Source organism: Streptomyces sp. NPDC127100 (genome assembly GCF_042724095.1).
GTDB lineage: Bacteria > Actinomycetota > Actinomycetes > Streptomycetales > Streptomycetaceae > Streptomyces.
In genome coordinates this window covers 308,179-334,208 of record NZ_JBHXFL010000002.1, presented here as the reverse complement: position 1 = coordinate 334,208, position 26,030 = coordinate 308,179, and the positions used below count along the sequence as shown (strand labels likewise).

Sequence of the window (26,030 nt, the reverse complement as noted above, 5' to 3'; positions counted from 1 at the left end):
ACCCCTGCCGCCCGTACCGCCCCTACCGCCCGCGGGCCGTACCCCGCGTGTGCCGCCCGCACCGCCCGTACCGCCCGCACCGTCCGTGTCGCCCGGCCCGGAGAGACCCAGGGCATCTGCCGAGGAGACCCCGATGACGACGAACCCCACCCTCGCCGACCTGGCCGACCGCGCCACCGCCTCCCGCGACCGTCCCGCCTACGGCCACGACGCCCTCATCACCTGCGACCGCGTGGTCCGCATCTTCAGCGCGGACGGCGTCGAGGTGCAGGCCCTGCAGGGCCTCGACCTGCTGGTCCGGGAGGGCGAGCTGATGGCCCTGGTCGGTGCCTCCGGCAGCGGCAAGTCGACGCTGATGAACATCCTCGCCGGACTGGACACCCCGACCGCCGGCGCGGCCCGCGTCGCCGGCCGGGACCTGCTCGCGATGACCGCGAAGGACCGTCTCTCCTACCGTCGCGAGGTGGTCGGCTTCGTCTGGCAGCAGACGGCCCGCAATCTGCTGCCCTATCTGACGGCGGCCCAGAACGTGGCCCTGCCCGTCCAGCTCGCGGGCGCCCGCGGCCGGGGGCGTGCGGCGCGGCGGGCCCGCTCCGAACGCGCCCTGGAGCTGCTGGAGCTGCTGGAGGTCGCCGACTGCCGCGACCGGCGGCCGCACCAGATGTCGGGCGGGCAGCAGCAGCGCGTCGCCATCGCCGTGGCCCTGGCCAACGACCCCGCGGTCCTGCTCGCCGACGAACCCACCGGTGAGCTCGACTCGCACACGGCGGAACAGATCTTCGCCGCCTTCCGCACCGCGAACGAACGGCTCGGCACCACCATCGTCATCGTCACGCACGACCAGGCGGTGGCCGGCGAGGTCCGCCGCACGGTCGCCATCCGCGACGGCCGCACCTCCACGGAGGTCCTGCGGCGCAGTGAGGTCGACGCCACGACCGGCCACGAGACGGTGGTGGCCCGCGAGTACGCCATGCTGGACCGTGCCGGCCGCCTCCAGCTCCCCGCCGAGTACACGCGGGCCCTCGGCATGCGCGACCGTGTCGCCCTGGAACTGGAGCCCGACCACATCGCCGTGTGGCCGGACGACAGCGAGCGCGACTGACCCCGCGGGCCCGTGTGCGGCGGGGGGAGGTGGCGGAGGGCCAGGGGGCCGGTGCGGTGCGGCTCAGCGCACGCTGAGACCCAGCGCCCCGGTGCCCGCCCGGCGCAGGGCGACGGATCCGTACGGGGTGCGCAGCCGCAGCCACGCGCCCGAGGAGACCAGCGCGGCCCCGCCCCCGGCCGCGGGCCGCAGGAACCCCAGCGACTGGGCCGCGTGCACGGCCCGCACGGGCAGCCCGGTGTCCCCGACCGTCCGGGACCATATCTCCCGGCCGATCCGGTCGAGCTCGGTCCGGGTGCGCTTCTCGGGCGCCAGCTCCCCGGTCCGCGACCGGAACTCGGCGACGGCCGCGGCGACGAGCGCGCGCAGCGCGTCCGGGGCCGGCAGGCCCGGTTCGGGCCGCCAGCCGCCGCGCGGGGGCAGCACGCCGGCCCACGGCGGCCCGGTGACCGCGCCGGGCACGCCGGCGGTGGCCGCCGGTTCGTCCACGGACTCGAGGAGTTCACCGGCGGAGACGGTCACGTCCAGGGTGACGTCGAGCCCGTCCTCGTACGGCTTCGCCAGCCGCACCGCCCGCACGGCCAGCACCTCGAAGGAGGGCGGCCGGCCGAAGACGGCGAGGGCCGTGCCGTGCGCCTGGAGGCGCACGGCGGCGCCGCGGTCGTAGTGGAGCAGGCGGGAGAGGAAGGCCGCGAGGTCTGCGGCCTCCCCCTCGTCGGCGAGGTGAAGGACCGTCATGCGGCGACGGCCTCCTCCTCGTTCTCCGCCTTCTCGCTCGGGTCGTCCGTGTACTCCCGGAGGAACTCCCGCTCCTCCGCGGTGATCCGGCGGGGCCGCTGCGCCTCGAAGTCGAACGGCACGATCACCGTCGACGCGCGGACGTAGATCTGGTCGCCGTCCTTGACCTCGTAGGTGAGGGTGAAGGACGCCGCCCTGATCTCCGTGACCCACAGCTCGATGTCCACGGGCGCGTGCCGGTGGACGAGCTGCCGCTTGTAGTCGATCTCGTGGCGCGCCACCACCGACCCCTGCTGGAAGTCCTTGTCCGGGCGGAACAGGAAGTCGATACGGGCCTCCTCCAGGTAGCGGAGGAAGACCACGTTGTTGACGTGGCCGTACGCGTCCATGTCCGCCCAGCGCAGCGGGCAGCGGTAGATGTGCCGCAAGATCGATCAGCCCCGGGTCAGCTTCTTGTAGGTGGCACGGTGCGGACGCGCCGCGTCCGGGCCGAGCCGCTCGACCTTGTTCTTCTCGTACGACTCGAAGTTGCCCTCGAACCAGAACCACTTGGACTCACCCTCGTACGCGAGGATGTGCGTGGCGACGCGGTCGAGGAACCACCGGTCGTGGGAGACGACCACGGCGCAGCCTGGGAACTCCAGCAGCGCGTTCTCCAGGCTGCTGAGGGTCTCGACGTCGAGGTCGTTGGTCGGCTCGTCGAGGAGCAGCAGGTTGCCGCCCTGCTTGAGGGTGAGCGCGAGGTTGAGCCGGTTGCGCTCGCCGCCGGACAGGACACCGGCCGGCTTCTGCTGGTCCGGGCCCTTGAAACCGAAGGCGGAGACGTAGGCCCGCGAGGGCATCTCGACCTGGCCGACGTTGATGTAGTCGAGCTCGTCGGAGACGACGGCCCACAGCGTCTTCTTCGGGTCGATGTTCTCGCGGCTCTGGTCGACGTACGAGATCTTGACGGTCTCGCCGACCTTGATGGAACCGGAGTCCGGCTCCTCGATGCCCTGGATCATCTTGAACAGCGTGGTCTTGCCCGCGCCGTTCGGGCCGATGACGCCGACGATGCCGTTGCGCGGCAGCGTGAAGGAGAGGTCGTCGATGAGGACCTTCTCGCCGAAGGCCTTGCTGAGGTTGTTCACCTCGACGACGACGCTGCCGAGCCGCGGGCCCGGCGGGATCTGGATCTCCTCGAAGTCCAGCTTCCGCATCTTGTCGGCCTCGGCGGCCATCTCCTCGTACCGCGCCAGACGGGCCTTGGACTTGGCCTGCCGCCCCTTGGCGTTGGAGCGCACCCACTCCAGCTCGTCCTTGAGGCGCTTCTGCCGCTTGGCGTCCTTCTGACCCTCGACCTTGAGGCGGGTGGCCTTGGTCTCCAGGTACTTGGAGTAGTTGCCCTCGTAGCCGTGCAGGCGGCCGCGGTCGACCTCGCAGATCCAGCCGGCGACGTTGTCCAGGAAGTACCGGTCGTGGGTCACGGCCACGACGGTGCCCTCGTACTTGGCGAGGTGCTGCTCCAGCCAGTTCACCGACTCGGCGTCGAGGTGGTTGGTGGGCTCGTCGAGGAGGAGCAGGTCGGGGGCCTCGAGCAGCAGCTTGCAGAGCGCGACGCGGCGCTTCTCGCCACCGGAGAGGTTGGCCACGGGCCAGTCCCCGGGCGGGCAGCCGAGGGCGTCCATGGCCTGCTCGAGCTGGGCGTCGAGGTCCCAGGCGTTGGCGTGGTCCAGCTCCTCCTGGAGCTTGCCCATCTCCTCCAGCAGCGCGTCCGAGTAGTCGGTCGCCATCTGCTCGGCGATCTCGTTGAACCGGTCGAGCTTGCCCTTGACCTCGGAGACACCCTCCTGGACGTTCTCCAGGACGGTCTTGTCCTCGCTGAGCGGGGGCTCCTGCAGCAGGATGCCGACCGTGTAGCCCGGCGACAGGAACGCGTCACCGTTCGACGGCTGCTCCAGACCCGCCATGATCTTCAGGACGGTCGACTTGCCGGCACCGTTCGGGCCGACGACACCGATCTTCGCCCCCGGCAGGAAGCTCAGGGTGACATCGTCGAGGATCACCTTGTCGCCGTGCGCTTTGCGCGCCTTGCGCATGGTGTAGATGTACTCAGCCAAGAGAAACCGTCCGGCAGCTAAATCAGGCAGTGGGCAGATACACCCCATCTTGCCGTACCGCCACCCCTGGGCGGAAACGCGTCAGCCGCGGGGCCTGTGACCTGGGATTTCGCGGGGGCCACCGGAGATCCGCCCGTCGCTGTACCCCTCCGGCGGCGTCCCCGGGCGCCCTCGCGGGCCCGGGGACGGCCCCGCCCGGGCCGTGATCGGGGGACATCGTGACCTTCCCGGGGTCCACGACCTCCCGACGGAGGCCGCCGCGATCCCGCCCCGCACGACTGCCGGGGCCTGGTCCACGAGCGGCAGTAACCCGGTACACCCCCGTGCAGCGGCCCGGTAAGGTGGCGATCTTCGGCCGGCGGAAGCCGTACGGAGTCCTCGAAGGCCGGGCACATCATGCACCTTGCCGACCACCGTCCCTCGGGCCGTCGCCTCGCCGACGCCCTGGACGGCCTCGCCGTCACCTTCCGCGGCATGACCGCGCGTCCGGACGAGCACAACTGCGATTGCCACTGGGGCAGCGCGGAGGAGCTCGCCCTGCTGAAGACTCCGGACGTGGAGCTGGAGCCGGATCTCCTGCGCCGGACCTGGCAGGCCGTCGACTGGACCGACCACGGGGCCGTGCTGCGCCGCATCCTGCCGCAGTTCGCCCCCGTCCTGGTCGCCGGCCGCGCGGACCCCCTGTTCGGGCTGGAAGAGGCCGGATACTCCCTCGCCCGCGGCCACTGGCAGCGGTGGCCCGACGATCACGCCGGCGCGGTACGCGAGTTCCTGCACGCCTGGTGGGTGCAGAGCCTCACCGACCCGGACGCGGCCGTACCGGCGCACCAGGTCCTCGCGCTGTGCGCCGAGGCGTCCGGCACGCTCGGGCCCTGGCTCGCTGAGTGGGAGAGGCAGACCGGGCCCCTCGGCGACCGGCGTCTCGCCGAGGCGGCCGCCGAATGGGAGTACGAGCTCCTCGGAGACAGCCTGCCGTGGTACGTCCACTGGTACGAGAACGACGAGGAGGAGATGCGCGCCGAGCTGGTCGCCTGGCTCCTCGGCCACGCCGCGGCGCGCCTGCGCGAGTCGGGCGCTCCGGCGGAGCTGCGGCACCGGATACGGCTGCTGGGGCTCACCGGCGACGACCGCTACACGGACCCGCACTGGCCCGGCCACCGCTACTGACGGTGCCGCGCCGGCGCGCCGGCGGGCGGGCCGTTCAGCCCTCCGCGCGCTCGTTCCTCCTGCGGACGAGGAGCAGGACCGCGCCGCCGATCACGACCAGGCCGATGGCCGTGCCGCCGATCAGGGGGGTCGCGTCGGAGCTGCCGGTGTCGGCGAGGTCGGTGTCGGGGGCGGGGTCCACCACCGCGGCGACGGCCGGCTCGCCGAGGGTTCGGGTGGTGTGGTCGACCGGGCTGCTCAGCGTGCGGCAGTCGAGGACGCCGGTGAAGCGCTCCTCGAAGCCGTCGGGACCGCGGACGGTGAAGTCGTAGGCCCGGTCCTCCGGCAGCGGGACCGTGACCGTCCGGGTCTCGCCGGCCGCGACCACGTACTCGCTGTCCAGCAGCTCGAAGGTGAACGCCTGGTCGCCCTTGTTGACCGTGGTGATGTCCAGGCCGCCCTTGACGCAGTTCTTCGCCCCGGACAGCGCGGGTATCGCCCCCTGGTCCGCCCAGGTCGCGCTCGCCGTCGCCGACACCGTCGACTCGCTGGAGCCGGCCAGGATCTGCGTCTGGCTGCGGCTCTCGGAGGCGAAGGCGCGCCCGACCGGAACGGTGGTCGAGGCCTGGACGGTCAGCCCGACGGTGTCCGCCGCGGTGCCCTTCGGCACGTCGAAGAAGATCTGGGCGCCGTCGGTCACGGACGTGACGGGCCTGCCGTCCTTGTCGACGAACCGCACCCCGCCCGTGGCGGCGTCCGCCGGCGGGGTGACCGTCGCGCTGCCGGCGTTGGTGTGCACCGTCACCGGGCCGAGCCGCTCGCCCGCGCGTCCCGAGACGGCGGGCGGGTCCAGCGTGAGCGACGCCGCGGGCTCGGCCAGGTCGCGGGCCTTCTTCTCCAGGTAGTCCGCGAGCCGCTCGGCCTGCGGGTCGACGGCCTCGACGTCCGTGTCGTCCGAGTAGCGCCAGATCGCCACCTGCGTGCCGGCCGCGGCGTCCTGCTCGGTGAGCCCGCCGCGCACCCCCGCCTTCTTCGCGAGCGCCGCGAGGTCGTTGACCTGGGGGTAGGAGTTCTGCAGGATCCACCGGATGCGACCGGCTTCCTTGTTGGTGCCGAGCGACGTCCCGCTCCAGGGCGTCTCGTGGTACTTGGCGTCCTTCTGCGTCGGGTTCTGGATGTCGACGCAGTAGGTCTGCAGCATGCCGCCACCGTCCACGGACATCTCGAACAGGCCGGCCGACACCTCCTGGTCGCCGTTGGCCCCGTGCACGACCGCGGTGCCGTAGGTCTTCAGCCCGCCTATGGTGGCCGACGCTCCGCCCTCGCCCGGTGTCTGCCCCTGCGCCGCGGCCGGGGCGGCGCCCGCTGCCACTCCGGCTGCCGCGAGCGCGGAGACCAGCACCGTGGCGGCGAGTCGCGCCGCCGCTCCTCGACCGGACCGGGACAGGACAGAGAGCGAAGAAAACACCAAATCCCCTTCGAGCAGGACCCGTTGGCGTGGGGGCACGGTCCCACCAGCAGAATCAGCAGCCCCGTAGGACATGTTCGGCATCCTAAGGACCTGGCGCACCGCGCCCCTCGATGATGTTGGTTCGAGCGATGATCCGACTCGTAATCGTTATGGCGGACACCCTCTGCGAGCAGGGCTTATCGACAAATCCACCCGTGCCCTTCCGTGCACTTTCGCCGATAAGCCGCACTTCGGTCACCTGTGCCGGAGTGCCGGTGTCATGCCACCGCGACAGGCTCCGGGCGCTGTTCGGCGTCCGTGGCCGCCGACTCCCCCGGCGGTGTCTCCCAGTTGGGCTCCGGCCGCGGCGGGGAAGTGGCCGCCTCGGTCCTGCCGGTGCGCCGGAACGCCGAGGTCCCCCTCGAGAGGTCGTGTCCGATCGCCACCGCGTCGATGTCGGCCGAGGTCCAGTTCTGCCCGTCGCGCACGTCGGTGCGCACCTTCAACCGGCCGTGCACCATCACGGGCTCACCCACCGTCAGCGACGCCGACGCGTTGGTGGCGAGTTGCCGGTTGGCCCACACCGTGAAGAAGTTGGTGTGCCCGTCCGTCCACGTGTTCTTCTCACGGTCCCAGTAGCGTGCGGTGACCGCCAGCCGGAACCGTGCCGACGGCCCGCTCGCCAGGTCCCGGTACACCGGCTGCGTCGCCACGTTGCCCACGGCACAGATCATGGTCTCGTTCATCGCGAGTCCCTCCCTCCACGCGTACGGGCCCGGCCCGCACGGCTGCTGCGTCTGCCTGCCGGCGACCGCTTCCGCCGCGATCGCCGTGAGGCCAGACTGCCTCCGTCCGCTCCGGGCCCGCCGAGCGCTGTGGACCCGTCCCCCGCCTGTGGAAAACTCCGCCACCCGAACAGGTGACGGTCCCCCGCCGGCCCTCTCTCTGCCCTCTCTCCCCTCCCTACCTCGCCCGGACGCCCATCCCCATGCCCGTCCCGACCGCGATCCCCACGCCCGTCCCCGCTCCGGCCCCCGCCACGCGCCCGTACTGCTCCCGCACCTCCCGGTACCGCAGCAGCTCCCCCGCCAGCGGATCCAGCACCCGGGCCCGGCCGCACCCCGCGGCCGCCTCCCGCAACCGGCGTTCCGCCTCGTACCCGTAGCGCCGTGCCGGCCCGCGCGCCGCCATGCGGCAGCTCCACTCGATGACCGGACCGCCGAGGATGCCGGACACCATCAGCAGCACCGGCACCCACAGGTTCGGCGCCATGATGCCGATGATCTGGCCGAGCAGCCACAGGCCGCCCACCACCTGAAGGAGGGTCATGGACGCCTGGGCCAGCACGGCCACCGGCCACCATCCGGGCCGCGGCGGGCGTCCCGCCGGCAGGCCCTGCCGCGCCGCCAGCTCGTCGAGTGCCTCGGGCAGCCCCTGGGCGCCGCGGACGGCCGCCTCGCGCATCGCCTGGGCCCACGGCGCCGGCAGCCCGGCCGAAGCCCGGTCGGACACCGTACGCACCGCCTGTTCCACCCGCTGGCGCGCCGTCGTCTCCTCGTCCTCCTGGGCCCGCAGCGGCTGCCGCCCCGTGGAGTGCTCGCGCCGGTCGTGGCACCAGCGCCACAGCCGCAGCCAGGGGGTGCCGCAGGCGCGGTTGGCGTTGCGCAGCCAGGCGCGCTCGGCCGCGTCGCCCGCCGCGGTGGCCCCGACCGCGTCGGCGAGCCGGTCCGCGAACTCCTCCCGGGCCTCCTCGCTGAGCCCGGTGCGCCGCCCGGTGACGTACACGGGCCGCAGGCGCCGGGCGGCGGCGTCCACGTCGGCCGCGATACGGCGTGCCGGAGCCTGCCGTTCGGCGACGAACTGACCCAGCACCTCACGCAGTTCGCCCATCCCCTCCCCGCTGAGCGCGGACAGTGCGAGCACGGTCGCGCCGGGTTCGCCGTGCTCCCCCAGCGCGATGCCGTCCTCGTCGAGCAGGCGCCGCAGGTCGTCGAGGACCTGTTCGGCGGCCTCCCCCGGCAGCCGGTCGACCTGGTTGAGGACGACGAAGGTGACCTCCGCGTGGCCCGCCATCGGCCGCAGATAGCGCTCGTGGAGCACCGCGTCGGCGTACTTCTCCGGGTCGACGACCCAGATGACGGCGTCGACGAGCCCCAGGATGCGGTCCACCTGCTCGCGGTGCTGGACGGCCGCGGAGTCGTGGTCGGGCAGGTCGATCAGGACCAGCCCGCGCAGCGGCGACTCGGCGTCCGGATGCTGGAGCGGACGGCGCCGCAGCCGGCCGGGGATGCCGAGCCGGTCCAGCAGGCTGGCCGCCCCGTCGCTCCAACTGCACGCGATGGGCGCGGCGGTGGTGGGCCGGCGGACACCGGTCTCGGAGATCGTCACCCCGGCGAGCGTGTTGAACAGCTGCGACTTGCCGCTGCCGGTCGCGCCCGCGATGGCGACGACGGTGTGCTGCCCGGAGAGCCTGCGCCGCGCGGCGGCCTCGTCGAGGACCCGCCCCGCCTCGGCCAGCGTCCCGCCGTCGAGCCGGGTACGGGAGAGCCCCACCAGTTCGCGCAGCGCGTCCAGCCGCGACCTGAGCTGCCCGTCGTAGGCGAGGGGCATCAGGGACGAGGACCTCGCCGGCCGGCTCGGCACGGAGGTGTACTGCTCGGCGCCGCCGGTCTCGTCCACCCGCCGCGCGATGAGCCCGTCGTCCCACACCTCCTCATCGTCCCGGGACGGCCCCCCGTCCGCGGACGGGCCGACGTGCGCGCCGTCGACTCGCTCGGTGGGGTCGGTGCGGTTGGTTTGGTCCGTGCGATTGGTGCGGTCCGTGCGGCGAGGGATACCGTCGCCGTCGCCCTCCACGCACGACGCGTGGCCGCGGGACTCGCGGGCGCGCTCGCCGTCCCCCCGCGCCGCACGCTCACTCCCCCCGTGCCGCGCGAGCTCGTGCTCCCCCCTCGGCGCGGACTCGTTCTCACCCTTCTCCGCCCGCTCGCCCTCGACACGCCCCGCCCGCTCGCCCTCGTCGCGCCGGGCGCGCTGACTCCCGCCACCCGCCGTACGCTCCCGCTCGGCACTCCGGGCGCCCTCGCGCTCGCCGTCGCGGGCACGCTCGCCCCGGCCCGCGTCCGCGGTGGCCCGCCCCTCGGCGCGCCCCTCACCGGCACTCCTCTCTCGTACGCGCTCTCCGGCCTCCTGGCTCCGGACACGGCCACCACGGGTGTCTCTGGCGTCACGGGCGTCACGGCTGTCACGGCCGATGTGGGGGTCCGCCTCCTCCGTGTGATGGGTGTGCTCGGTGGGGTCCTGGTCAGTGACGGCGGTCACCGGTCACCTCTCCTTCTGCAGTACGGACAGCGCGGCGATGAGTTCGGCCTGGGGCTCGGGATGGACCTCCAACGCGTCGAGTGGCGCGAGCCTGCGCTCGCGCTCGGCGTTCATGACGCGGTCCATGTGGGCGGTGAGCAGCCGCCCGCCACGGTCGCGCAGCCGCAGCGCGCCGTGGGCGCCGATGCGTCCGGCGAGCCCCTCCCCGGCGCTGCGCGCCCGCCGGCCGCCGAGCAGCACGGTGGCGGCGAGGGCGGCGACCGTCTCCGGGTCCGGTGCCAGGCTGCGGTCGAGCCGGCGCACCTCCTCCTCGGCGTACTCCTCCAGCTCCCGCCGCCAGCGCCGTACGGCCATCCCGATGCGGTGCTCGGCGCCCTCGGGCGAGGACGCGCGGGACGTGAGCTCCGGGGCGTCCGCAGCGGGCTCGCGCCGCCAGATCTCGTCGACGTGCTCGTCGGCGGCGGTGACGGCGCACAGCAGCAGCGCGCCGAGGCTCTCCACCAGTGAGTCGAGGAGTTCGCCGGGGGAACAGTCGAGCGGGAAGGCCCGCCACCGCTTCAGGGCGTCCCCGGCGAGCACGGCGCCCGCCTGCAACCGCCCGCGCACGCGCGCGTGCTCGGTGTCGTACGCCCCGTCGACGGCGGCGGTGAGCCGCAGCGCGGCGGCGTACTGAGCGGCGGTGGCACTGGCCAGCTCGGGCATCCGGGCCTTGAGGGAGTTCAGAAGGCCGTAGGCGGTACGGGCCATGGCGTCGTGCCGGGCCGCGAGGTCCTGGGCCCGGTGGACGAGCCAGGCCCGCAGCGGTGCCACGGCGGTGGCCGGCAGCAGCCCGCCGCCCCAGGCCGACTCGGGCAGCTCGGGCACGGTGAAGCGGGGTACGTCGCCGAGCCCGGCCTTGGTGAGCAGCGCCGCGTACTGCCGTGACACCTCGGCCACCACCTGGTGGGGCACCCGGTCCAGGACGGTGACCAGCATGGCGTCGTACTCCTTGGCGGTGCGCAGCAGTTGCCAGGGCACGGCGTCGGCGTAGCGGGCGGCGGTGGTGACCATCACCCAGATGTCGGCGGCGCAGATCAGCTCGGCGGCCAGGACGCGGTTGTCGGCGACGAGGGAGTCGATGTCGGGGGCGTCCAGGAGGGCGAGGCCGGGCGGCAGCGTGTCCGCGGTCTCGACACGCAGCATGCGCCCGGGATTCTCACCCGGCAGGAGCAGATCCTCGTCCGGGGCCTGGTGGGGTACCCACACGCGCGTGAGGTCGGGCAGTACGCGCATGCCGCTGAACCAGTGATGGTCCTCCGGGTGGCACACCAGCACCGGTGTCCGCGTCGTGGGCCGCAGGACGCCCGCCTCGCTGACCCGCCGGCCCACGAGCGAGTTCACCAGCGTGGACTTGCCCGCGCCGGTGGAGCCGCCCACGACGGCCAGCAACGGGGCTTCGGGATCTCGCAGCCGAGGTACCAGGTAGTCGTCGAGCTGGGCGAGCAGTTCGTCGCGGTTGGCACGCGCGCGTGGAGCCCCCGCGAGGGGCAGCGGGAAGCGTGCGGCCGCGACACGGTCGCGCAGGGCGGAGAGTGCGTCGAGCAGCTGAGGCCGTACGTCCAAGGTCACCACATGGGAAGAATGCCCAATTTTAGGGGAATTCTGAAGCATATGAGCACGTCTGCGCGCCGACCGGACACTACGGACGGAAGGGACGACCGGGACGCGAGCACAGTCCAGGCATAACGAGTGCACAACACCCGGTGCGCGAGACGTCGAAAGCGGTGCACGATTCGTACCTGCCTGCGATTATCGGTTCCGCTTCACCGAACCTCCACACCGAGCCACGGAGGCGAAGCGTCAGGGACACGGAACCGGGAGCCCTATCCTTGTCCCCGGCAACGTCGTGGATCGCCCCACCCGGGCACCACGACCGAGGCCACCACACCAGGCCCCCGTAGCTCAGTGGATAGAGCAGGCGCCTTCTAAGCGCTTGGCCGCAGGTTCGAGTCCTGCCGGGGGCGCAACGCTCTGCCCTCCCGTTGGGGAGGGCTTTTTTCCTGCTCAGGGCCAATCCAAGCCGCCAGGCCGACCCCGAACGCCCTCGTCCCGATCAAGGCCCGACACCTGGGCCGTCCGGCCGTCACCGGCTGGTGGCGGGTGGCCGTGTCGAATACGTGCCGAGGCGCTCCACCGGAGGACGAGCCGGATCCGGTACCTCCGGCAGTCTCCCGTAGCTTCGAGCCTCCGCTTCAGACGCGACGGCAGCCCGCCGACGCACCAGGCGTGCGTGACGAGGTGCACGACGCCGGGGTTCAACCCGCGCGAAGCGGGCCGCGATCCGCTGCATCAGGCCCTCGAACGACTCCTGCCGCCGGGCACGGTCTACGCTGCGACCTGCGGCCACCGCGTGATCTTCAGTCTTCACACACCGACGATCTACGGTGGCCGCACCCGTTTTCACAGCGCCCTCACCGCAGCTCGTGCCAGGAGGACATATGCAACACGGCGAAGTCTGGTGGGTCGAGTTCGATGAGCGACGGCCGGTCGTGCTGCTCCCGGGAGACGAGGCGTCCGGGCTCCGGGCCATGCAGGTCGTCGCTCCGGCGGGCGTCGACATCAGCGGTCTGGGCATCGAAGTGGCCGTGGGCGCCACGGAAGGACTGCCCTTTGAAGGCGTGCTGCGGTTCGCGTTCCCGCGTCCAGGCTTCACCCCTTGCACGTGGCTGACCACCGTGTCCCGGGACGACCTGGTCGAGCGGGCAGGCGTGCTGTCCTCCGTGAAGCTCAGGGAGATCGAGGACGCCCTCCGTGTTGCTGCACAGCCGCAGGAGTGGACCGCGACGGCAGCCGCGAAGCTCAGCGAGATGAAGGATGCCCTCCGCCTCGGTGGACTGGAGTAAGCGGGCAAGGGACGGACGCCTCCGACGGCTCTGCGGCGTCCGACACCAGCCAGATCGGCTCGCCGAGCAGCCCCCTGAGACGATCGAGCGACGACACTGGAGATTGACGAGGAAACGGATCGAACTCCCCCAGTGAGTGGCGAGGGTCGATGTCATTCCTCACGGTGCTGAGTGAACACTTGCTGCTGCTCGTCTCGCCACGTCCAGTTGGCAGGGCGGGAGAAGGGCAGGCTTCGGGCAAGGCTGGAGAATTGGTCGGATGGTTCCCGGCTCGCCTTGTTCACCACGATCGCCGAGAGCATCGCTGCTCGTCCGTCCTCATTACCGTGCAGGCAGACATCCCTGAGCAGGTAGGTCATTACTCCGCGGTGAGGCGGAATGGAGTCGAAGCCCCGTGCCGCCAACTCGGCGCTCAACTCCCCGTACGTGATGGTCTGTCCTCGGCGGGCCCACTCACGCAGGATCTCCACGGCGGCTTCGACCGCGGCCGGGTACTCCGAGTCCTTGATCCTCATTGCCCCTCCCCCATCGCATGGCCACTGCCCAGCCTCCGTGTGCCGGCCAAGCACCTGCCCAGTACCGCTACAGGCAGACAAAGAGATCGTGCCAGAACCGTGTCCGATCCTGCAGGGAACTACGGGGAATGGCGGGGGCCAGGTCGCCGGCCTGTCGAGATCCGGTGCCGCGCCACCGACGGTCAGCACAGCAACCACTCGTGGCCGACCCAAGCTTCCAAGCTCAGAGCGCGAGTTCGATCCTCGTCACCCGCTCTTCCACGAACCCCCAGGTCATCGACCCGGGGGTTCGTCGTTGTCCAGACCTCACCAAGCACCTTGCACCAGCTCCGCACCACCTGACCCCTTGTCGCGGCACTCGCGGTCGCTCTTTGTCCGCCCTCGGGATTGCCGCGCATGCTCGCAGCTCTATCGTTATGCCGGTCGGATGGGCATGCCTGGCCACGTGTTGAGGTGGCGCGTCATCGGGAGCGGGGAAGCGACATGGGTGACACGGCGCGGGCGATGGTGCTGGAACTTGATGCGTACCGAGGCGAGTTGGTTCGCTACTGCTATCGCATGCTGGGGTCGTACGCAGAAGCCGAGGATGCCGCTCAGCAGACCCTCGTCCGAGCTTGGCAGAACGCCGGGCAGTTCGAGGGCAGGTCGTCCCTGCGTTCATGGGTGTACCGGATCGCCACCAACGTGTGTCTGGACGCCCTGGCTGCCGGGAGGCGGCGGGCGCTGCCGATGGACCTGTCCGGGCCGTCGGACGGCGCCGCGCCTCCAGGCGCGCCGGCGGACAGCGCGCTGTGGATCGACCCCCTGCCCGGTGGCGATCCGGCGGCTTCCGCGATGACCGGCGAGTCGGTGCGGCTGGCGTTCGTCGCCGCGCTCCAGCACCTGCCGCCCAAGCAGCGGGCCACGTTGCTCCTGCGGGATGTCCTCGGCTTCTCGGCCCGCGAGGTCGCCGACCTGCACGGCTGCACCCTCGCCTCCGCCAACAGCGCTCTCCAGCGGGCCCGCGCCACTCTGGCCGACCGCCGGGACAGGGCCGACGAACTCGGCCTCCCGGCGCCCGGTGGCACCCAGCAGGTCCTGGCCGAGCGGTACGCCACGGCCTTCTCCCGGTACGACATGGAGGAGCTGGGATTGCTGCTCCACGTCGACGCCACCCTGTCCCTGCCGCCGTACGCGAAGTGGATGCAGGGCGTGGCCGACATCGAATCCTGGCTGACCGGACCAGCCATCGGCTGCCGCGGATCACGACTCGTCCCGACCGTGGCGAACGGTTCCCCCGCCTTCGGCCAGTACCGGCCCCGTACGGACGGGACCGGCTACGAACCCTGGGCTCTCCAAGTCCTCGAGTTCTCCGGCGACCGCATCGCGAGCATCACGGCATTCCGTGACACCGCGCTCCTCTTTCCTCTGTTCGGCCTGCCGGGACACCTGAGCGCTGAAGCATGCCTCGGCGTCCCGACCTGATCACTTGGCGCTGTCCTCGGCGAGAGTGTGGGCGACGAGGGCATCCGCACGGCCGTGGCCGAGTCCGTGCTCGGACCTGAGCCAGCCGACCAGCTCCATGTGCTTGGTGAGCGGGGAGGAACGAATGAGCCCCTTCCACTCGGCGATCGGACGGCCGTACTTCTTCTCGATGAACGGGAAGTAACTGGCAGGGCTCCTCACAGCGTTGTCGGTCATGGATGCTCCGCTTCGTATCGTGATCATCTCGGTGGTACCGGTGAGAACGACGTTTGGCTAGCGGTCGCCCGGAGCGTCGGCCAGTCGCGCCATCACCGCGCTCAGCCACAACAGACCGAGGCCGGCACTGGCGGTAAACGCCAGAACCGACGCGGCAGAGGCCATGAACCCGGCGAGGACAGCCACAGGCATGACACGCGACGCCACGCTCCAGCTCCGGAGGCCCCGGGTGGCGAGCGGGCGCGCCAGAACAACGAACGCGGCACACAGAGCGAGGTAGCCGATCATCCCGGCGGCCATGTGGGCTGTACCGTGCCCGCTCATCCCCGTCGCGCTCGGGGCGCCTGCGGGGAAACCCGCACCGGCGTCGGCCGGGAAGGCGGCTGCGGCCCAGAAAGAGAGGCCGAACACGCCGACCAGGGCCGGTGCCCACCTCCCGGCGGGGCCTCTGCGCAGAGTCCGCCGTAGCCCGGCCGCGCCGGCGACCAGCAGCGCTCCGGTGATCACGAAACTCAGCGTCTGAACCCAGCCGGCCCCACCCAGAGCGAGTTGGCTGATCGCATTTCGGGTGAAGTCAAAGCCGTCGCGCGTGAGTCCCTGGGCGAGTCCGGCCGCGAGGAACAGTGGACCTGCCACCACACCACCGGCCGTGAGCCACCGCGCCGTGGATCGCTGAATGGTGGCTACCGAGTGAATGGGGTCAGGTGTGGTGAACGTGCCGGTCATGGCGTGCCTTCCTCGTTGCGACGGTGTCACCCATATGACCGACGACGAGCGGCAAGATGATCGCCCTCCAGCATGTGCCCTAGCTCACATAGTGGAGGGTTGAGGTCCCTCAGGGGCAAGCCCACCACCCCGCGCATGCTCCAGCATGCTGGACCCATGTCCTCCACGACTCGCATCACCGTCATCCTGCCCAGCGACCAGGTCGCGAGGCTCCGCGAGCTCACGGACAACGTCTCCGGCTACGCGGCGGAAGCCGTAGCTCGCCAGATCCGGCACCAGCTCCTGGGGACGACCTCCGTCGGCATGAGGAGGAGCACGGCCCCCTCAGCGACGAGGAGCTCGCCGAGGCTCGGGCGAAGATCTTCGGCTCCGCCGTCACCCCCAAGGGCGCGGACACCTCATGAGCGGGCGCGTCGAAACCGTCGGCCTGGACTCGGAAGGGCTCTCGGCCTGGATCGTCGCGGCGCCGCCCACCCCGTGCCCCATCCGTGCCCAGCAGAGCGGACAACAACGGCGTTCGCGCGCACGTCGGTACCCTCCCCTCCATGGGGCTCGACATCACCGTGCTGATCGCCGACCCCTCATGGCTGGCGCGGGTCCCCCCGCGGGAGCGGCTGCCGCGGCTGAGAGACGCCTGGTACGCCGACGAGACGGGGCTGTGGGACCACGACGCGCCGGTGGTCGAAGGCGGGTGGGTGTGGCCGCAGGGGTCGGACGGTGCCTTCTTCGCCGTGTACGAGTTCCTGCACACCCTCGGCTCCTTCAAGGCGCACTTCTGGGCCGGGCAGCGATGGGAACGCGTCCGCGACCATCAGGACCCCCTGTTGCGCGACGCGCTGGACACGTTGCTCAGCGGGCTCTTCTGGGACGGACCGGACGGCGAGGCTCAGCACACCGACACGGCCTTCTTCGGTGAGGCCGGCCACGGGGTGCTGCTCGCGCGGTCACCGGAAGGCGTGCGGGAACTGGCCTCGGCCTGGGGTCGGGCCCTCCCCCACCTCGGCCGGATGCGGGAGCCCTTCTCCGAGCGCGCCGCGGTTCCTGATGGCTGGGTCGGCGACTTCGACGCGTTCACGGACCTGCTGACGCAGTGGGGGCATGTCCTGACCGAAGCGGTGCGCCGAGGGTGGTGCGTCGTCGGGCTGAGCGAGTAGTTCACCTCGGCACGCGGCCGTGCCCGGCACGCCCGTGGGACCTCCGCGACCCCACGCCCGTGGCCGACAGGGTGATCCTCACGTTGTGTCACCGCGTGGCGGCTCGACCTGTACTGCCGTACGGGATCGCCCACAATTGAGTGATTACCTCGGTATAGATGCCGTACTGGTAATGATGGGACGGTTCGCCACCCTTCCGTCCTCACCGGAGCTGTCCATGCGCACTGCCGTCACCAACGCCCAGGAACCCACCACAGGGTGCTCCGGTCCCGTTGCTGCTGCACCGGGACAGGTGGAGGAACGCGGCCTCGTGCTCGACGGGTTCGCCTACCAGTGCCGCATCGTCCGTCAGAGCGCGCCGCAGACCGTTCCATTGGTGCTGCTCGGGGGATCCTCGCAGAACAGGTACTCGTGGCAGGGGCACGAGAGGTGGCTGGCGCCGCTGTGCACGCTGGTCACCGTGGACCTCCCCGGGTACGGCACCGCGGACTTCCTGCCCGCCGAGTACGACATCGACTTCCTCGCCGACGCGGTCGAGCACATGCTGGTGGAGATCGGGATGCCGGAGGTCAACCTCTTCGGCGGCTGTTTCGGCGAGGTCGTGGGCCTCCGCTTCGCCCAGCTCCACCCGGAGTTCGTCAGCCGCATCCTCTTCTGCGGCGCGGCCAAGCGCCTTCCCGACATCTACACCGAGGCCGTACCCCGCCTGTCGCACGCTCTCGAACGCGGAGAGATCGACAAGGCCGCCGAGGGGCTGGTGCGGCTGTTCATGTCGAACCCGGGCGCCGGCCAGGTGCGCAAGCACGCGGCCGTCGCGCGGCTCCTGCAGCGGCAGTTCCTGAACCAGACGCCGGACGAGATCAAGAAGGCCGTCGAGCACAACACGAGGCTGACGACGCACGGCTGCTACCGGCCGCTGCCCGTCCCCGACGTGCCGTCGCTGGTGTTCACCGGGGAGTACGACACCCTGTGCACCCCGCAGATGGGCCGTGAACTCGCGGCGACCATGCCCTCGGCACGCTTCACCACCATCAGGGAAGCCGACCACCTGGTCACCGTGGAGCGCAGGGAGGAGTCGGCGGACCTGATCGGCCGGTTCTGCACCGACCGCCCCATCGACGACCTGCCGTACTGCACTCCCCTGGAGTGACCGGCCACGTACCAGAGGGGGCGGTCCGCGGCCGCGGGCTCGCCCCCACCCGACAGCGCGGACCGGCATCCGTCCCGAGACGATCGGCTCGCCCTCCCCCACGGCAAAACGCCAGATGGCCGACCCCGGGTGAACGGGTCGGCCATCTGGCATGCGGGGCAGCCGCTGCCCACGACACTGCGGCGGGAGCCAGGTACGGATCAGCCGGACTGACGGCTGCGTCGAGTGGGCGCAATTGCCGCAGTCGAATCAGGGGTGGTGAACGGAGCAGTCCACGGTGCTGTTGCCCTTGATCGCGCAGCCGTCGCGCGAGACCACGACGTGCACCTTGCCGTCGTTCGTCTTGTACTTGGTCTCGCTCTTCTGCCCGCAGTGGCCGTCACTGGCCTTCTCGTTGCAGACAGGGATGTCGACGCCGTGCGCCTGGGCGGTACCGAGCCCCATCAGTACGGAGCCCCCCAGGACTCCCGCCGCCACTGCAATCTTCTTGAACTTCTGCATCCGCTCTGTCCTTTGCGGTAGTCCCCCCAGGCGCTGTACTTCTCGAACCATGCGGCCACTGCCCGTGTGCCCTGGAAGATAAGTCACGAGATCAACGCTCGGGTTAGTGAGAAATGTCAGGGAGAGGCCCCGGGACTCGCGTCCCGGGACCTTTCCTCATGCGTCTAGCAGGCGTCAGCCCGTGAAGCCGCGGGTGGAGCAGTCGACCTTGTGACCCTGCTCGTTCTCCTGGGTCCCGTGGTCACCGTCGTTGCCGAAGGTCAGGAGGCCGCCGACGACGCCGTTCAGGACACCGACGTTGCCGATGAGCTGGTTCGAGTCACCGGACACCGAGCAGCCGCCGCCCTTGACGGCGAAGTCCGCACCCTCGCCGGCCACCGCGGTACCGGCGCCGAGGGCACCGACGCTGCCGAGCATCGCGACGACGACGGCAGCCTTCTGGATCTTGCGCATTACCTCTCCGTTTCTGTGAAGAGCAACACGGTCCGTGTTGGACCGGTCACTGTTAGTACCTACCTTAGAGGACGTTCCGGGCTTTTGGCGAATGAAGCGCCCATCACCGTAGATTTCTTGTGAAAGTCCTTGTTGGTGCGCTGTTCCGCAGGAATCGGACACGACTCCCGGCGTGTCGCAGCGGCCCTCACGCGTACCTGTAGATGCGGCCGACGTCCTCGAGCTCGGCCGGTGTCACGTCCCAGGGCGGCAGCTTCTGGTGCCGGGCGACGACGCGGCCGTGCTGCTCCTGGCCCGGGCCGGGCGGTGTCGCGGGGAGGTAGCGGGCCCCGGCGTGCCGGCGCTGCCAGCGGTACCACTGCAGGTCCACGAAGGCGTGGTGCAGCCAGAAGACCGGGTCGTTGACGGAGGCGGCGCCGAGCATGGTCCCGCCGACCCAGCGGTGCACCCTGTTGTGGTTGCGCCACGAGGCGCTGCCCCGGCCGGTGCCCCAGCCCTCCAGCTTGTTGCGGAAGCCCCGCGTGACCGTCGAGTCCCAGGGCGACACGTCGTAGACGGCGTCGTCCAGTGCCCGTGCCAGCTCGCTCTTCGTGGGCAGGTCGATCGGACCGCGGCTGCGGCCGAGGTCCCGGGTGAGGAACTCCGAGTCGGTCACGCCCTCCGTGAGGGGCCAGTTGCCCGTCCCGTGGGCGAACGGGCCGGTGGTCACCTGCCGGTCGGAGGGGCGCCCGTTGCCGCCGAGGAGGTCGGCCGTCCAGGGTGCGGAGGCGGCCGTGCGGTCGCGTGTCCAGTCCCAGTACGGAAGGGTCACCGCGGAGTCGATCCGCCGCAGGGCGGTCTCCAGGTCGAGCAGGAGGCGGCGGTGCCAGGGCAGGAAGGACGGCGCCATGTGCGCGGTGCGCAGTCCCCTCTCGCCGTCGGAGGAGAAGTACGCGAGGTGCATGCGCACGAACTCGTCGTACTCGCCCCGGCGTTTGAGTTCGAGCAGTGCCTTGACGAAGCGGCTCTTCTCCGCCTTCGTGAGCGTGCCGGCGTCCTTACGCACGTACGCCATGGCGGCCTCCCCCGTGCTGGTCCCCCTCGGCCGGCCGTGCCGCGGCGCGCAGGTGTTCGCCGGGGCCGAGCTCGTCGACGGCGGCGCGGGCGGCCTCGAGGGGCGTGGGGTACGAGCAGTAGTGGTCGACCATGCTCAGCCAGGTGCCGTCGGCGCGCCGCATCAGATGGAGGGGGCGGCCGTCCACCGTGACGTGCCATGGGGCGTCACCGGCCGGGCCGCGGGCGGGCGTCCGCACCCCGCGGATGCGGCGGCCGCGGTAGGTCTGGGCGAAGCCGGTGCCGCCCGGGAGACTCCCGCGGGGCGGCGGGGCGGCGGCGACCAGCGCGGTCAGCGCCGCGGCCAGCGCGGCCGCGCGCACGCCGTGCGCCAGGTCTCTTCGTGTGGTGCCCGCCGGTCCGGGCGCTGCGTCGTCGGTGTCCACAGGAACGCCGCCGGTGCTGATGACCATGGTCCACTCCTCGTCCGATCGGTTGCCGGCAGCCGTAACCGTCGAACGTCCCTCGCGGTCACCGCGGCGCGGCCGGATCGGTGAAACCCGTACGGAAAAGGGCGGTCCCGGTGGAACGGGACCGCCCTTCGCCGGGCCGTGCTCTCAGCCCCGCATCGACAGACCGCGGCGCAGCGCCTTGTCCTGCGTCACCGCGTTCCTCGCGCTGTCCACCTTGTGGAGCGGCGAGTCCGCGTTCTCGGCGTCGAGGAGGGCCCCCGGGTCGTCCAGCGGCGTGTCGAGGACGCGCACGTTCTTGAACGGGGCGGACGTGCTGTCGTCGATGCTGTGCTGCATCGGCTCGGCGGCGAACGCGGGTGCGGCGGCGCCGGAAGCGATCAGGGACCCGACGACGACGGCGGCGGCCTTCAGGGACTTCATCGTGTTCCTTTCTTCGGCAACGCGGGTCGCCGGAGGAGGTTCTCTGTCGCCGTGCCCAACGAGCCCGAGGCGGAGCGGAACCGGGAACGCCGGAGATTCGCAAGTCCTCATATGAGAACTCTGAAAGACCGGCTCCGGGACTCAGGAAGCCGGCAGGAGCACCGGTGCGGGAGGCGTGAGCGCGGGGAGCGTGACGGCCGGCAGCGCGGGAGCCTGCGCCGACGACGGTGACGTGGTGGACGGCGTCGCCGGGGCGGGCAGGACCGACACCTCCGGGTCGCCGACGGTGAGCGCGTCGACGAGTTTGCTCACCTCGGCGAGCAGGTGGTCGAGCGAGGTCTTGGTCGCGGCGGCGGTGTCCGCGGCGTCGGAGGCGTCCGCGCTGCTCGCGGTGTCGGTGGTGCCCGCCGTGTCGGTCGTGCCCGCGGTGTCCGTGGTGCCTGAGGTGTCGGCGGTGCTCGCCGTGTCGGTGGTGCCTGTGGTGCTCGTGATGCCGCCCGTGGAGAAGATCGTGCCCAGGAGGCCGTCGACGGCCTCCTTCACGGCCTCCAGCGCGTCGCCGATGATGTCCGCGCCGGTGGCGGGGACCAGCAGTTCCGTCGCGGGGGCCCGGGTGGCGGCCGAGGTCGCCGAGGTCTTCGCGGCCGCCTTGTCCAGGGCGCCCTTGGCCGCCTCACCGAGTTTCCTGGCCTCGGCCGGGGGGAGGCCGCGGTCGTCGTCCGACCCGGCCACGGCCGTCAGCAGGTCGGCGACGGGGTCGAGTTCGGCCCCGCGGGCGTTGAGGTACTCGACCTCTCCGAGGAGCGTCTGCACGGCGGGGACCGGTGCGACGGGCGACATCACGCGGGTGTGCCCGGGGTTCGTGTCGGCCGCCATGGCGACGGGGCCGGTGATCCCGGCCAGGAGGGCGGCGCACAGGGCGCCGAGTGCGATGGGCCGTGCGGGCAGGGCACGCATGTGGGTCCTTTCTGCGGAGGTCGGAGCTTGAGCCCACCGTCCGCGCGCCCCTGCCCGGCCGCAACCGGTGATGCGCCGCCGCGGTGCCACCGTTCACCCTGCTGCCGCAACGTCCCTGGTGAGGCACGGTGCGGTGCCGCGGTGCCGCCGTCCCCGTTCGGCGGCACCGCGGCGACCGTCCGCGTGACCGTGCGCCGCGGGCGGCCGGGAGTCGATCCAGCTCGCAACTCCTTCACGTTTCCAACACAGATCGCGGTATGCCCCGAATTTCGGTGAATTGGTCCGCTTGGTGGCTAGAGTGCGGAACGCTGACGCACCCCTCCCCAGGCGGACGCACGCCCTGTGTCGCTGCCCGCCGCTCCCAGCTCCGAAAGGGCACCGACGGTCATGCGCCAATCCCCTGGCCAGCTGCTCCGCAGTGCGACGGTGGGCGTGCTCGCCCTCGCCTCGATGTGGGCCTCCGGCGGTTCCGCGGCGGCCGCCCCCGCACCCGAGGCGGACAGCCTCGCGTTCGCCCAGCGGTACACCGCGCTCCAGCACGGCGGCATCGTGCGCGCCGCGAACACCTCCATCACCTGCCGCGCCCAGGCACCCTCGTGCGCGACCGCGCAGGCGGGCGGGCGCGGAGTGAACGGGGACTTCGACATGTACTACGTCGATGTCGACCGCGACCCGAACACCTACAACTCCTCCGCCGCGGAGGTCCGCCTGCCCGCGGGCGCCCGGGTGTCGTACGCGCGCCTGTACTGGGGCGGCAACCTGCGCGTCGGCGAGCAGAAGCCGTCGGAGGACAACGGGCGGGTGCTGATCGCCGAACCCGGCGGGTCGTACAAGGAGGTCCTCGCGGACACCCTCGTCGGACACCGCGTCACCGGCAGCGTGGACGCCTTCCAGGCCTCGGCGGACGTGACGGCCCTGGTGCGCGACAGCGCGCCGGGCCTGTACACCGTGGCGCAGGTCAACGTGGCCGCCGGCGGTTCCGCGGCCGGAGCGTGGGGTGGCTGGACGCTGGTGGTGGCGTACGAGAACCCGGAGGAACCGCTGCGGCATCTCGCGCTCTGGGACGGCTTCGCACCGCTGCGGTCCCACGCGGCCGAGATGCGGCTGAGCGGCCTGGACTTCGCCGCGGGCGCCGGGGGCCGGGTCGGCCTGGTGGCGTACAACGGCGACCGCGGCACCACCGGCGACTCGCTCACCCTGGCCACCCGCCCCGGGTCCGGCTCCGTCCGGCTCGGCGGCACCGCCGACCCGTCCGGCGACGTCCTGAACTCCACCATCAGCGGGCCCGCCGGGGCTCCCCCGGCGCGGGTCCCGGCGTACACCGGCACCCTCGGCTACGACTCGGACGTCTTCGACGTCCCCGGTGGTCTGCCGCACGCCGGTGACCAGGCGACCGTCCGGCTCGTCTCCGAGCGCGACGACGCGTGGGCCGGCGTGCTCTTCGCCGCCGTCGACGCCCGGCGGTGAACACACCGCCCCCCGTCCCGAGCATCTTGTCGAGTGAGGAAACCGTGTCCGTGGCCCCGTCACCGCGCTGCCGTCCGCCACGGGTCCTGCACCTCACCCAGCCGGTGGACGGCGGCGTGGCGCGCGTCGTGACGGACCTGGTCCGGGCACAGCTGGCGGACGGCCTCGAGGTCACCGCGGCGTGCCCCGACAGCCCGCTCACCACCCGGCTCCGGGCGGTCGGCGCGCACGTCCGGCACTGGCAGGCGACGCGGTCACCGGGCCCCTCGCTGCTGCGGGAGGTACGGCGCCTCGCCCGGCTGATCGACGACGTACGCCCCGACCTGGTGCACGCGCACAGCGCGAAGGCCGGGCTCGCCGGGCGGCTCGCGGTGCGCGGGCGGATCCCGACGGTCTTCCAGCCGCACGCCTGGTCGTTCGAGGCGGTCGGCGGGAGCACCGCGGCCCTCGCCCTCCGGTGGGAGCGGTGGGGGGCGCGCTGGGCCACGCGCATGCTGTGCGTGAGCGAGGCCGAACGCGCGACCGGCGTCCGGGCCGGCATCAGCGGCAGGTGGACGGTCGTCCCCAACGGCATCGATCCCGAGCGTTACCGCCCTGCCCCGGCCGGCACCGTGCGGGCCGGGCTCGCCCCGCTGGCCGGCGTCCACCCGGCGGCACCCCTCGCGGTCTGCGTGGGACGGCTGTGCCCGCAGAAGGGACAGGACGTCCTGCTGCGGGCGTGGGAAGGCGTCGTGCGCACGGTGCCCGACGCCCGGCTCGTCCTGGTCGGCGACGGACCGGACCGCGACCGGCTGCGCCGGGACGCCCCCGAGTCCGTGCTGTTCGCGGGCGCCGTCGCCGACACCTCCGTCTGGTACCAGGCCGCCGATCTCGCCGTCCTGCCGTCCCGCTGGGAGGGCATGGCGCTGGCCCCGCTGGAGGCGATGGCCTGCGGCGTTCCGGTGCTGATCACGGACGTCGACGGCGCCCGGGAGAGCCTGCCGCCCGCCCTCGCCGCCCGGTGCGTGGTCCCGCCCGAGGACCCCGCGGCGCTGGCCGCGGGCATCACCGGGCTGCTGCTCGACGCGCCGCTGCGCGCGTCCCTCGGCGAACAGGGCCGCCGGCACGTGCTGTCCCTGCACGACGTACGACACACCACCGCGGCGGTCGCGGACGTCTACCGCGACCTCCTCGGTCCATGGCCCGCCTCACACAGTGCGCGCCCGTTCGCGGCGATCGAACGCGCCACGACCCACGGCGCCGAGCGGGGCCGACCGCTCGGCACGGGCCGGGGCTCCGAGGCGGACCCGACACCACAGGACGTCGAGTCCACCGAGCACAGGGAGTCCATCCACTCGTGACTGCCGAACGTACCGTGTCCTCCCCCGGCGCCACTGCGCGGGACCACGGCTTCCCCTCCGTCTCCGTCATGCCGCCGCTCGGCACCGCGACCGGTGTGCGGCCCCCCGTCCCGCGGCGGCCGGCGCCCGGCGCCTCGCCGGTACCGCTGTTCCTCGTGGACGCCGGCGCGGCCGTGCTGGGCACGCTGGCGCTCACCGGCACCCAGCGCCAGCCGCTGCTGATCACCCTGCTGGTCGTCACCTCCCTGCTGCTGCGCGTCCGCGACGCCCGGCCGCCGGTGCCGGCCGTGCTGGAGGAACTGCCCGCCGTGTGCGGCCGCACCGCCGTCGCCTGGCTGGCGCCCGCGGCGCTCTGGGCGGCGTACCGGCCGGAGCACGCGCTGTCCGCCGGCACCGTGCTGACGGGCGTCGTCCTCCAGGCGGGGGCGTGCTGTGCGCTGCGCGCGGCCGTGCACGGACGGCGGCGCGCCGCGCTGCTGCGCCATCCGCACGCCGCGCTCGTCGTGGGCCCGCCGGCCACCGCCCAGCGCGTGGCCGCCGCCGTGCTGCGCCACCCGCGGTGCGGCGTGCGGCCCGTGGGCGTGGTCGCCGACCACGCGGAGGGCGCCGAGGGCATCCCGGTGCTGCGGACCGGCGAGGAGGTCGAACGGGCGGTCATCCAGAACGGGGTGCGCGCGGTGCTGACCGTCCACCCCTCCGTCCGCGCCGAACAGGCGCCGCTGCTGCGCACGCTGGCCGAGTCGGGCTGCGTCGTCTGGGAGCTGGACGCCGGCTCCCCCTCGTACGCCGCGAAGGAACGGCTGGCCGGGTTCGCCTGCCGGCGTCTGGACCTCTCCCCCGTGCGCCGCGACGGCGCGGGCAAGCGGCTGCTCGACATCCTCGTGTCGGGCACGCTGCTGCTGCTGGTCAGCCCGCTGCTGCTGGCGTGCGCGGCGATGCTGCGCCTCAGCGCCGGTCCGGGCGTGGTATTCCGGCAGGAGCGGATCGGCAGGGACGGGAAGCCGTTCACGCTGCTGAAGTTCCGCACCCACCGCCCGGTCGACGAGCACGAGTCGGCGACGCGGTGGAGCGTGGCCAACGAGAACGAGATGAGCCGGTTCTGCCGCATGCTGCGGCGCACGTCGCTCGACGAGCTGCTCCAGCTGTGGAACGTGCTGCGCGGCGACATGAGCCTCGTCGGGCCGCGTCCCGAACGTGCCTACTTCGTGGCGCAGTTCAGCGGGGCGCACCCCGGTTACGCGGCCCGCCACCGGATGCGGACCGGCATCACCGGCCTCGCCCAGATCCACGGGCTGCGCGGTGACACCTCGATCGAGGACCGCTGCCGGTTCGACAACGCCTACATCGACGACTGGTCGCTGTGGCAGGACGTCTGCATCCTGCTGCGCACCGCGGCCACGCTGGTCCGCCCGACGGGGAGCTGA

Annotated in this window: 25 protein-coding genes, 1 tRNA gene and 1 pseudogene; 11 read left to right on the top strand and 16 right to left on the bottom strand. The window is 72.2% G+C overall.

Translation table 11 applies throughout. The annotated features are described in order from the left end of the window. Positions 1–133: 133 nt before the first annotated feature. Complete coding sequence (locus ACFWJB_RS04355; protein WP_385460046.1) at positions 134–1,102, top strand: ABC transporter ATP-binding protein; 969 nt, start codon at positions 134–136, stop codon at positions 1,100–1,102. 63 nt (positions 1,103–1,165) lie between these two features. On the opposite strand, the gene ACFWJB_RS04350 is transcribed toward ACFWJB_RS04355, so the two are convergent. The 3 genes from ACFWJB_RS04350 to ettA are packed head-to-tail and all read right to left on the bottom strand — an operon-like array spanning position 1,166 to position 3,939. After that, positions 1,166–1,840, bottom strand: coding sequence for a hypothetical protein (locus tag ACFWJB_RS04350; RefSeq protein ID WP_386920171.1), 675 nt, complete (start codon positions 1,838–1,840; stop codon positions 1,166–1,168). Further along, complete coding sequence (locus ACFWJB_RS04345; RefSeq protein WP_385460050.1) at positions 1,837–2,268, bottom strand: acyl-CoA thioesterase; 432 nt, start codon at positions 2,266–2,268, stop codon at positions 1,837–1,839. Before ACFWJB_RS04345 ends, ACFWJB_RS04350 begins: the two co-directional genes overlap by 4 nt. Positions 2,269–2,274: 6 nt before the next feature. Further along, positions 2,275–3,939, bottom strand: coding sequence for an energy-dependent translational throttle protein EttA (gene ettA / locus ACFWJB_RS04340; protein ID WP_385460052.1), 1,665 nt, complete (start codon positions 3,937–3,939; stop codon positions 2,275–2,277). Between the two features lie 396 nt (positions 3,940–4,335). On the opposite strand from ettA, the gene ACFWJB_RS04335 reads away from it, so the two are divergent. Continuing rightward, positions 4,336–5,106 (top strand): hypothetical protein, encoded by a 771-nt coding sequence (locus tag ACFWJB_RS04335; protein ID WP_386920169.1) that lies wholly within the window; start codon positions 4,336–4,338, stop codon positions 5,104–5,106. Positions 5,107–5,140: 34 nt separating this feature from the next. On the opposite strand, the gene ACFWJB_RS04330 is transcribed toward ACFWJB_RS04335, so the two are convergent. From ACFWJB_RS04330 to ACFWJB_RS04315, 4 genes are all read right to left on the bottom strand, one after another. Further along, positions 5,141–6,553: a Cys-Gln thioester bond-forming surface protein gene (locus ACFWJB_RS04330; RefSeq protein WP_385460057.1), complete on the bottom strand. Its 1,413-nt coding sequence runs from the start codon at positions 6,551–6,553 to the stop codon at positions 5,141–5,143. A gap of 260 nt (positions 6,554–6,813) precedes the next feature. After that, on the bottom strand, positions 6,814–7,281 hold the full coding sequence (locus ACFWJB_RS04325) for a single-stranded DNA-binding protein (protein ID WP_385460059.1): 468 nt from the start codon (positions 7,279–7,281) through the stop codon (positions 6,814–6,816). A 217-nt stretch (positions 7,282–7,498) separates the two neighbouring features. Beyond that, complete coding sequence (locus ACFWJB_RS04320) at positions 7,499–9,856, bottom strand: GTPase (protein WP_386920166.1); 2,358 nt, start codon at positions 9,854–9,856, stop codon at positions 7,499–7,501. Between the two features lie 3 nt (positions 9,857–9,859). Continuing rightward, a complete protein-coding gene (locus tag ACFWJB_RS04315; protein ID WP_386920164.1) occupies positions 9,860–11,467 on the bottom strand; it encodes a dynamin family protein in 1,608 nt (535 codons plus the stop codon). A 319-nt stretch (positions 11,468–11,786) separates the two neighbouring features. Here ACFWJB_RS04315 and ACFWJB_RS04310 point away from each other — a divergent pair. Both ACFWJB_RS04310 and ACFWJB_RS04305 read left to right on the top strand, forming a co-directional pair. Then, positions 11,787–11,859 (top strand) — tRNA-Arg (locus ACFWJB_RS04310). A gap of 474 nt (positions 11,860–12,333) precedes the next feature. Beyond that, a complete protein-coding gene (locus ACFWJB_RS04305; RefSeq protein ID WP_385460066.1) occupies positions 12,334–12,738 on the top strand; it encodes a type II toxin-antitoxin system PemK/MazF family toxin in 405 nt (134 codons plus the stop codon). A gap of 152 nt (positions 12,739–12,890) precedes the next feature. Here ACFWJB_RS04305 and ACFWJB_RS04300 read toward each other — a convergent pair whose 3' ends face one another. Further along, positions 12,891–13,253 (bottom strand): hypothetical protein, encoded by a 363-nt coding sequence (locus ACFWJB_RS04300; RefSeq protein WP_385460068.1) that lies wholly within the window; start codon positions 13,251–13,253, stop codon positions 12,891–12,893. A 483-nt stretch (positions 13,254–13,736) separates the two neighbouring features. On the opposite strand from ACFWJB_RS04300, the gene ACFWJB_RS04295 reads away from it, so the two are divergent. After that, positions 13,737–14,717 (top strand): sigma-70 family RNA polymerase sigma factor, encoded by a 981-nt coding sequence (locus ACFWJB_RS04295; RefSeq protein ID WP_386920161.1) that lies wholly within the window; start codon positions 13,737–13,739, stop codon positions 14,715–14,717. Here ACFWJB_RS04295 and ACFWJB_RS04290 read toward each other — a convergent pair whose 3' ends face one another. Together ACFWJB_RS04290 and ACFWJB_RS04285 are read right to left on the bottom strand one after the other, a co-directional pair. After that, the gene (locus tag ACFWJB_RS04290; RefSeq protein WP_386920159.1) at positions 14,718–14,933 is read right to left on the bottom strand and encodes a DUF4287 domain-containing protein; all 216 of its coding nucleotides are present in this window, start codon (positions 14,931–14,933) and stop codon (positions 14,718–14,720) included. A gap of 57 nt (positions 14,934–14,990) precedes the next feature. Further along, complete coding sequence (locus tag ACFWJB_RS04285; protein ID WP_386920157.1) at positions 14,991–15,659, bottom strand: DUF998 domain-containing protein; 669 nt, start codon at positions 15,657–15,659, stop codon at positions 14,991–14,993. A 156-nt stretch (positions 15,660–15,815) separates the two neighbouring features. Here ACFWJB_RS04285 and ACFWJB_RS04280 point away from each other — a divergent pair. From ACFWJB_RS04280 to ACFWJB_RS04270, 3 genes and pseudogenes are all read left to right on the top strand, one after another. Further along, positions 15,816–16,063: pseudogene (locus tag ACFWJB_RS04280) on the top strand (hypothetical protein). Positions 16,064–16,204: 141 nt separating this feature from the next. Then, positions 16,205–16,813: a hypothetical protein gene (locus tag ACFWJB_RS04275; protein ID WP_386920155.1), complete on the top strand. Its 609-nt coding sequence runs from the start codon at positions 16,205–16,207 to the stop codon at positions 16,811–16,813. A gap of 217 nt (positions 16,814–17,030) precedes the next feature. Further along, positions 17,031–17,963, top strand: coding sequence for an alpha/beta fold hydrolase (locus ACFWJB_RS04270; RefSeq protein WP_386920153.1), 933 nt, complete (start codon positions 17,031–17,033; stop codon positions 17,961–17,963). 249 nt (positions 17,964–18,212) lie between these two features. Here the strand turns inward: ACFWJB_RS04270 and ACFWJB_RS04265 are convergent, their stop codons facing one another. From ACFWJB_RS04265 to ACFWJB_RS04240, 6 genes are all read right to left on the bottom strand, one after another. Then, a complete protein-coding gene (locus ACFWJB_RS04265) occupies positions 18,213–18,464 on the bottom strand; it encodes a hypothetical protein (RefSeq protein WP_385460078.1) in 252 nt (83 codons plus the stop codon). A gap of 174 nt (positions 18,465–18,638) precedes the next feature. Beyond that, a complete protein-coding gene (locus tag ACFWJB_RS04260; protein ID WP_385460080.1) occupies positions 18,639–18,917 on the bottom strand; it encodes a hypothetical protein in 279 nt (92 codons plus the stop codon). A gap of 187 nt (positions 18,918–19,104) precedes the next feature. Next, complete coding sequence (locus tag ACFWJB_RS04255) at positions 19,105–19,971, bottom strand: tyrosinase family protein (protein WP_385460081.1); 867 nt, start codon at positions 19,969–19,971, stop codon at positions 19,105–19,107. Continuing rightward, a complete protein-coding gene (locus ACFWJB_RS04250; RefSeq protein WP_385460083.1) occupies positions 19,955–20,422 on the bottom strand; it encodes a tyrosinase family oxidase copper chaperone in 468 nt (155 codons plus the stop codon). The genes ACFWJB_RS04255 and ACFWJB_RS04250 overlap by 17 nt, the downstream gene beginning before the upstream one ends. Positions 20,423–20,566: 144 nt before the next feature. Next, complete coding sequence (locus ACFWJB_RS04245; protein WP_385460085.1) at positions 20,567–20,842, bottom strand: hypothetical protein; 276 nt, start codon at positions 20,840–20,842, stop codon at positions 20,567–20,569. Between the two features lie 141 nt (positions 20,843–20,983). Next, entirely contained in the window at positions 20,984–21,799 is an 816-nt protein-coding gene (locus tag ACFWJB_RS04240) for a hypothetical protein (RefSeq protein WP_385460087.1), read from the bottom strand. Positions 21,800–22,186: 387 nt separating this feature from the next. Here ACFWJB_RS04240 and ACFWJB_RS04235 point away from each other — a divergent pair, with 387 nt between their 5' ends. The 3 genes from ACFWJB_RS04235 to ACFWJB_RS04225 are packed head-to-tail and all read left to right on the top strand — an operon-like array spanning position 22,187 to position 26,030. Next, positions 22,187–23,266 carry a DUF3344 domain-containing protein gene (locus ACFWJB_RS04235; protein WP_385460089.1) on the top strand — a complete coding sequence of 360 codons (1,080 nt, stop codon included), beginning with the start codon at positions 22,187–22,189 and terminating at the stop codon, positions 23,264–23,266. A gap of 50 nt (positions 23,267–23,316) precedes the next feature. Then, the gene (locus tag ACFWJB_RS04230) at positions 23,317–24,606 is read left to right on the top strand and encodes a glycosyltransferase family 4 protein (protein WP_385460091.1); all 1,290 of its coding nucleotides are present in this window, start codon (positions 23,317–23,319) and stop codon (positions 24,604–24,606) included. Continuing rightward, positions 24,603–26,030, top strand: coding sequence for an exopolysaccharide biosynthesis polyprenyl glycosylphosphotransferase (locus ACFWJB_RS04225; protein WP_386920148.1), 1,428 nt, complete (start codon positions 24,603–24,605; stop codon positions 26,028–26,030). The genes ACFWJB_RS04230 and ACFWJB_RS04225 overlap by 4 nt, the downstream gene beginning before the upstream one ends.

What these genes read in the sequence shown, in the direction of transcription:
- ACFWJB_RS04235 (WP_385460089.1), top strand. Translation starts at nt 22,187, where the DNA reads ATGCGCCAATCCCCTGGCCAGCTGCTCCGCAGTGCGACGGTGGGCGTG.
- ACFWJB_RS04325 (WP_385460059.1), bottom strand. Translation starts at nt 7,281, where the DNA reads ATGAACGAGACCATGATCTGTGCCGTGGGCAACGTGGCGACGCAGCCG.
- ACFWJB_RS04275 (WP_386920155.1), top strand. Translation starts at nt 16,205, where the DNA reads ATGGGGCTCGACATCACCGTGCTGATCGCCGACCCCTCATGGCTGGCG.
- ACFWJB_RS04335 (WP_386920169.1), top strand. Translation starts at nt 4,336, where the DNA reads ATGCACCTTGCCGACCACCGTCCCTCGGGCCGTCGCCTCGCCGACGCC.
- ACFWJB_RS04290 (WP_386920159.1), bottom strand. Translation starts at nt 14,933, where the DNA reads ATGACCGACAACGCTGTGAGGAGCCCTGCCAGTTACTTCCCGTTCATC.
- ACFWJB_RS04285 (WP_386920157.1), bottom strand. Translation starts at nt 15,659, where the DNA reads ATGACCGGCACGTTCACCACACCTGACCCCATTCACTCGGTAGCCACC.
- ACFWJB_RS04350 (WP_386920171.1), bottom strand. Translation starts at nt 1,840, where the DNA reads ATGACGGTCCTTCACCTCGCCGACGAGGGGGAGGCCGCAGACCTCGCG.
- ACFWJB_RS04305 (WP_385460066.1), top strand. Translation starts at nt 12,334, where the DNA reads ATGCAACACGGCGAAGTCTGGTGGGTCGAGTTCGATGAGCGACGGCCG.
- ACFWJB_RS04250 (WP_385460083.1), bottom strand. Translation starts at nt 20,422, where the DNA reads ATGGTCATCAGCACCGGCGGCGTTCCTGTGGACACCGACGACGCAGCG.
- ACFWJB_RS04265 (WP_385460078.1), bottom strand. Translation starts at nt 18,464, where the DNA reads ATGCAGAAGTTCAAGAAGATTGCAGTGGCGGCGGGAGTCCTGGGGGGC.
- ACFWJB_RS04240 (WP_385460087.1), bottom strand. Translation starts at nt 21,799, where the DNA reads ATGCGTGCCCTGCCCGCACGGCCCATCGCACTCGGCGCCCTGTGCGCC.
- ACFWJB_RS04270 (WP_386920153.1), top strand. Translation starts at nt 17,031, where the DNA reads ATGCGCACTGCCGTCACCAACGCCCAGGAACCCACCACAGGGTGCTCC.
- ACFWJB_RS04255 (WP_385460081.1), bottom strand. Translation starts at nt 19,971, where the DNA reads ATGGCGTACGTGCGTAAGGACGCCGGCACGCTCACGAAGGCGGAGAAG.
- ACFWJB_RS04300 (WP_385460068.1), bottom strand. Translation starts at nt 13,253, where the DNA reads ATGAGGATCAAGGACTCGGAGTACCCGGCCGCGGTCGAAGCCGCCGTG.
- ACFWJB_RS04245 (WP_385460085.1), bottom strand. Translation starts at nt 20,842, where the DNA reads ATGAAGTCCCTGAAGGCCGCCGCCGTCGTCGTCGGGTCCCTGATCGCT.
- ACFWJB_RS04260 (WP_385460080.1), bottom strand. Translation starts at nt 18,917, where the DNA reads ATGCGCAAGATCCAGAAGGCTGCCGTCGTCGTCGCGATGCTCGGCAGC.
- ACFWJB_RS04295 (WP_386920161.1), top strand. Translation starts at nt 13,737, where the DNA reads ATGGGTGACACGGCGCGGGCGATGGTGCTGGAACTTGATGCGTACCGA.
- ACFWJB_RS04355 (WP_385460046.1), top strand. Translation starts at nt 134, where the DNA reads ATGACGACGAACCCCACCCTCGCCGACCTGGCCGACCGCGCCACCGCC.